This window comes from Vibrio sp. 03_296 (assembly GCF_002265885.1).
The window spans coordinates 1-1,106 of sequence record NZ_NPKW01000704.1 but is presented as its reverse complement, the minus strand read 5'-3'; the positions used below and the strand labels follow the sequence as shown (position 1 = coordinate 1,106).

Genomic DNA, 1,106 nt, shown 5'->3' with positions numbered 1-1,106 from the left:
AATTGTCGAATCTGGTTAACACGAGCCCATGTAACAACGCGCTCAGCAGCCTCAATGCCAGATAGATTGGAATTGCGGTCTGTTTCAATGTGCTGACCGTCAACGTTTTTACTCAAATATTTCGCAACATAACCAACAGCAGAGCCGCTCGATTAAATCTGATAGTCTCAGAGGTGAAGCGTCTTTTCTTCGCGCCTTTTTCATTTGGCGAATCAACCAACGCAAGGCGCTTAAACTCTTTCGTAACAAGCTTTGCATGGCGTTTTCCATGAACAAAAGAAAGTGATGATGAGGCGTTCCGTCTTGATGAGGCTCAACAATGCGCATCCCGTAGACTTTGATTTCGTTCTTGTCCATCCATTTGCGCATGTCTTGCCACACTTTCATTAAGTAATCATGCGTGCGCTGAACAGTAGGACGACCAGCCTCAAGCCATTTAGGATTGACCGCGCCATTACTGGAGCAGTGAAAACGAGAAGGAGAGGTTAGGGTATAGAACATTGCTGAATGCTTGCTTTCTTGTGCAATTTGCTCAAAGCCCTTTAAGCGCGTAAACATCTCAGCGCGACGAAGTGGCGAGGTAGAAACAGATTTGCCAGAAAGCTCTGACATGGTGAACCAGCAATTGGGGTTTTGCTCATCATAGGCAACCGTTTTTTCTAGAGCCGTTTGATTTGACTTGATTCGGTCACGGTGACGCAATACGGAATAGTCAGAGCAATAAATTTGCTTATGACGTTGAACGAGCGACAAATCACGGGCGACACGTTCAAGCTCATAAGCACACTTTCTACGCAATTGGCGAATCAGCCATTTTTCATCAATGGCGCGATTAGTTAGGGCGTAAAGCTCCCCGTTTTCCTCAGCTTTTTCAATGACGGAAGGGTTGAAGCCAAGACCAAGAGAATGCAGCATCACACAGCTTCTCTAATTGCTCAGCCTCACCAGCACCACGAAGGGCAAACACGCGCTTAGCAAATTGGTATGACTTTTCTTTGCCAAACTCGGTGATTTGGTCGTCTGACATGGCGTAACTATAGCCGTGTTTTGTCAAACGTGAATGCGCGAGTTCTAACTCATGTAATGAATCGATTTCAGTTTGCTTT

The 1,106-nt window shown here is 45.8% G+C and carries 2 protein-coding genes; both read right to left on the bottom strand.

Features of this window, described 5'->3' with window-relative positions:
• Window positions 1–108: 108 nt before the first annotated feature.
• Window positions 109–915 (bottom strand): replication endonuclease, encoded by an 807-nt coding sequence (locus CIK04_RS27260; RefSeq protein ID WP_325205894.1) that lies wholly within the window; start codon window positions 913–915, stop codon window positions 109–111.
• Window positions 872–1,106 (bottom strand): hypothetical protein (locus CIK04_RS34350; protein ID WP_325205893.1); only part of this gene is annotated, 235 nt, incomplete at its 5' end. The genes CIK04_RS27260 and CIK04_RS34350, both read right to left, overlap by 44 nt.

Coding starts and splice junctions, on each gene's coding strand:
- CIK04_RS27260 (WP_325205894.1), bottom strand. CDS start 915: ATGCTGCATTCTCTTGGTCTTGGCTTCAACCCTTCCGTCATTGAAAAA.